The sequence below is a fragment of the Brachybacterium sp. AOP42-C2-15 genome (genome assembly GCF_052377065.1).
Taxonomy (GTDB): domain Bacteria; phylum Actinomycetota; class Actinomycetes; order Actinomycetales; family Dermabacteraceae; genus Brachybacterium.
In genome coordinates this window covers 1-4,343 of sequence record NZ_JBQSWK010000081.1, presented here as the reverse complement: position 1 = coordinate 4,343, position 4,343 = coordinate 1, and the positions used below count along the sequence as shown (strand labels likewise).

Below are 4,343 nucleotides of genomic sequence, written 5' to 3'. Positions count from 1 at the left end.
TCATAAGCAACGGGTCAGGCGGCCCAGTGGGATCGACCCTCTTCTACACGCTGTACCTCTACCAGAAGGCGTTCACCCAGTTCGAGATGGGATACGCATCCGCACTGGCATGGATCCTCGTCGCGATCATCGCCGCGTTCACCGCGGTGGCGTTCCTGAGCTCACGGCGCTGGGTCTTCTACTCGGATGAAGGGCGGTGAGAACCTTGGTCACGCTCGATGAACGACCCACCAAGAGCACACCGGCCCCCCGGCTGCGCCGGAAGGATGCGCTGCGGCTGAAGCGCATCGCTCTGCATGCCTTCCTCATCATGATCTGCATCGGGATGCTGTACCCGCTGCTGTGGATGATGCGCAGCTCGGTCCTCCCAGAGAATCAGATCTTCTCGAGCAGCTCGATGATCCCCAGCGAGATAGTGCTCAACAACTACGGGGAGGGATGGGTCGCCAACCCGCCGGGGTTCGGCCGCTTCCTCCTCAACTCAGCAGTCGTCGCCGGGGCCGCAGTGGTCGGGAACCTCGTCGCCTGCACCCTGGCGGCCTACGCGTTCGCTCGCGTCGACTTCCCCCTGAAGCGATTCTGGTTCGCGCTCATGCTGGCGACGGTGATGCTCCCGGGCCACGCCACCCTCATCCCCCAGTACACGATCTTCACCGCAGTGGGATGGGTGGACACTTACCTGCCGCTGATAGTTCCGAAGTTCCTCGCCACCGACGCGTTCTTCATCTTCCTCCTCGTGCAGTTCATGCGGAGCATCCCGCGGGAGCTGGACGAAGCTGCGGAAATCGATGGGTGCAATCACTTCCAGAGGTTCTATCGCGTGCTGCTGCCGGTGATGACTCCCGCCCTGGCGACCACGGCAGTCTTCACGTTCATCTGGACCTACGAAGACTTCATGGGCCCGCTCATCTATCTGGCCGATATCAACCGCTACACGGTCCCGCTCGGCCTGCGCATGTTCATGAACAGCATGGGCGAATCCTCGTACGGTCAGCTGTTCGCGATGACGACGCTATCCCTCGTGCCCGTTTTCATCATCTTCATGATCTTCCAGCGACGCCTGATCGAAGGCATCGCGACCACAGGCCTGAAGGGCTGATGCCATCCGACCGGAGTGTTGCTCTCGAGAATTCTGCGCCAAGGATCGACCACAGGACTTCAGAAAGAGGCAGTCGTGGAACCCGAAAACAACCACTTTGAGCTCGTCGTGTGCGGAGCAGGCTTGGCAGGGTTCGCCGCCGCCGTCTCTGCTGCGCGCGCCGGCATCGATGTGTGCCTGGTCCAGGATCGCCCGGTCCTCGGAGGCAACAGCTCCTCAGAGATCCGTGTATCCCCCCGCGGCGCCAGCACCTATCACGCCTACGCACGGGAAGGCGGAGTGCTGGCCGAGCTCATGGCGTCCGAGAGGATGAGAAACCATGAGCCGATCTTCGAGAACGGCTGGACGAACAGCGTCTGGGACCTCGCGCTGTACGACATGGCGGTGCGCACGAAGAACCTGACTCTCATGCTGAACACGTCCGTGCGCTCCGTGACGGTGCAGGACGGTCGGATCGTATCGGCGACGTGCTGGACCGCTGCGGCCGAGACCGAGACCGAGGTCCACGGAGAGATCTTCGTGGACTCCACGGGAGACGGGGTCATCGCGGTCCTCGCGGGATGCGAGTTCCGGAACGGCGAGGAGGCTCGGTCGGAGTTCGACGAACCGCATGCACCGCTCACCTCATCCCCCGACACCATGGGCAACTCCCTGCACTTCAAGACGAAGGATGTCGGCAGGCCGGTGAGCTTCGAGCTTCCCGACTGGGCAGTGGAGTACGACGACCCCGAGTTCTTCTACAAGCAGGGCCGGGTGCCGAACGATGTGCGCGGCGGGTACTGGTGGATAGAGCTCGGGAAGCCGTGGGACACGATCACCGACTCCGAGAAGATCCGCCATGAACTCACCCGCCACACGCTAGGGGTCTGGGACTGGATCAAGAACAAGGATCCGCGTACTCGGGAGAAGACGAAGAATCTCGCGCTGGATTGGCTCGGCCAGGTGCCCGGCACCCGCGAGAGCCGACGCATCATGGGCCTTCACCTGATGACCGAGCACGACCTCTTCCGGGAGGAGCCGTTCGAGGATGAGGTCGCCTATGGCGGATGGAACATCGATCTGCACACGCCCGGCGGGCTGCTCGCACCGACCAGCGAGCCGACGGCCGCCGCGGGGTATAACCTGCGCTCCGAAGAATCAGTGCGGGCCTACGTCGGCCCGTTCGGCATCCCCTTGCGATCCCTCATCGCCAAAGACGTCACCAACCTGATGATGGCAGGACGCAACATCTCCGCCACCCACGTGGCGCTCGGCTCGGTCCGCGTACAGGCGACCACCGCCACCATGGGACAGGCCGTGGGAACGGCCGCTGCATTAGCCCTGTCCCGCGACGTCGCTCTGCACGATCTTCCCTTCTCCCACGCGAGCGATGTCCAGCAGCAGCTGCTCAAGGACGGCTGCTTCCTGCCCCACGTGATAAATAAGGATCCCGAGGACCTCGCGCGTCATGCGGAGGTGTCCGCTTCCTCGGATGCGCCCTACCTGGGGGCATCGCCCGGCGACACCTGGGTCGCCGGCGGACTTCGCGAAGGAGGTCGGCAGCGGGAGGATCACCTCACATCCCTGCGCGGCCAGTGGTTCCCGGTCGAGACCGGAGCCGACGCGCCCGGACTGAGCTCAGTGCGCGTGAGGCTCCGGAACCACGGTTCGTCGCCCGTCAGCATCCCGGCAGTCCTCTCCCAGGTCGAGCACATCTGGGATTACCGCGTCGACACCGACATGGCCCTCGAGAAGACGGTACTCGAGGTCGAGCCCGGAGAGCACTGGGTCACGTGGGATGTCGCCATCGATCCCGCACGTCTGCGGCACGGTGAGCCCGGCGGGCAGTACCTCCGCCTCGACCTCAGCGCTTCTCCTGACGTCGAATGGATCCCCGCCGGACGGATTCTCCCTGGCGCGGTCTCCGCCTTCGAGATGACCCCCGGACGCATGCGTCGCTTCGGTGCCGGAGTGACACTGAGCCACCGTATAGAGCCTGCTCAGCATGCCTATCCCGCGATGAGCGTCATCTCGGGCACGGCGCGTCCCCACAATGCTCCCAATGCATGGCGCTCGGATCCCGGCCATCCCCTGGAGCAGTGGCTCCAGCTCGACTGGCACGAGCCCCAGGAGATCGGGTCGATCCACCTGAGTTTTGCGGGGAACCTGCTTCGCGAGTACGACCAGACCCCGGAGATGTGGTCAGACCCCCAGACCGTGCGGGACTACTGCATCCTCGCGAAGACCGAGACCGGGTGGCACGAGGTCGTCGCTCAGACGGGAAACGGGCTTCCGCGGAGAGTCCATGAACTCCCCCACGCAGTCACGACGACCGCGCTGCGTCTGGTCGTCCAGGCCACCAACGGGGACCCCTCGGCTGCCGTCTACGAGGTCCGTTGCTACGGACCGGACCAGTGACGTTCCCCTGCTCAGGGTCGGCCGCTAGACCAAGCATTCCTGGCTGACACTGAACGCGGTCGGATCCCGGCTGACGCAACCGGATGTCACCGATCCGCGCCGTCCACGGTGCCGAAGAACTTCCGCGCGGAGTCGGCGAGGCGGAGCGCTCCCGCCGGCGCAACATTCGGTATCCCCAGGCCGAGCGGCGTGATCGCACAGCCCTCCGTGCAGAAAGCGCCGCCGCCGGTGGGGAGGAAGATCCTCGTCGCGCAGCGGCGCCGGGACCGTCAGTGGGCTGCGGAGCCCGAGGTCCGAGGGACCCTGGTCGTGAACGCCTTGTGCGTCGCGTCCGTGCGATAGTCATCGCGCCGCCCGGCATCGCCGTCCTATCGTACTGACTCATCGTGTCGCACTGACTGAACACTTGGGCCGCTCCATGAGGTGAGGACCATCAAGCCTGCCTCCTCCTCGCAGCAAACAGGAGACACAGTCCCCGTAAGCCGCCGACGATTCCTGCGCCTCACTGCCGTCATCACCGCCGCCGGCCTCCTCACCACTGCCTGCAGCCCCCAGAACACGGAAGACCCCCGATGGACGGTGGCCAGATTTTCGCCGAGGCCGGCTTCGAGAGCCCGGAGGTCGAGACCCAGGTCGCAGTCGAGCATCTAGGCGAGGGCGTGCAGAAGCAGAGAGACCGCCTCGCATACGGCACCCAGGGCGCAGTGACCTTCGTGGTCGTGGTGGGCCACGAGCCCGAACTCTCCGTGCTTGTCGCGGTGCGACGCTCTGGACGCTGACGACCGCGGCTCAGCCTCTCAGCCGGTGATCTTCCGCGTCAGCGTCACGAGGCCCGGCCCGTCATACC

Annotated in this window: 4 protein-coding genes and 1 pseudogene; all 5 read left to right on the top strand. The window is 65.0% G+C overall.

The annotated features are described in order from the left end of the window. A pseudogene (locus ACT3SQ_RS18955) lies at nt 1–200 on the top strand (ABC transporter permease); the annotation flags it as partial. Continuing rightward, nucleotides 197–1,099 carry a carbohydrate ABC transporter permease gene (locus ACT3SQ_RS18950; RefSeq protein WP_444502639.1) on the top strand — a complete coding sequence of 301 codons (903 nt, stop codon included), beginning with the start codon at nt 197–199 and terminating at the stop codon, nt 1,097–1,099. The pseudogene ACT3SQ_RS18955 and the gene ACT3SQ_RS18950, both read left to right, overlap by 4 nt. 15 nt (nt 1,100–1,114) lie before the next feature. Further along, nucleotides 1,115–3,496: an FAD-dependent oxidoreductase gene (locus ACT3SQ_RS18945; protein ID WP_444601599.1), complete on the top strand. Its 2,382-nt coding sequence runs from the start codon at nt 1,115–1,117 to the stop codon at nt 3,494–3,496. Nucleotides 3,497–3,919: 423 nt separating this feature from the next. After that, nucleotides 3,920–4,147: a twin-arginine translocation signal domain-containing protein gene (locus tag ACT3SQ_RS18940; RefSeq protein ID WP_444502641.1), complete on the top strand. Its 228-nt coding sequence runs from the start codon at nt 3,920–3,922 to the stop codon at nt 4,145–4,147. Then, on the top strand, nt 4,069–4,275 hold the full coding sequence (locus ACT3SQ_RS18935; RefSeq protein WP_444502648.1) for a hypothetical protein: 207 nt from the start codon (nt 4,069–4,071) through the stop codon (nt 4,273–4,275). The genes ACT3SQ_RS18940 and ACT3SQ_RS18935 overlap by 79 nt, the downstream gene beginning before the upstream one ends. Nucleotides 4,276–4,343: the final 68 nt, after the last annotated feature.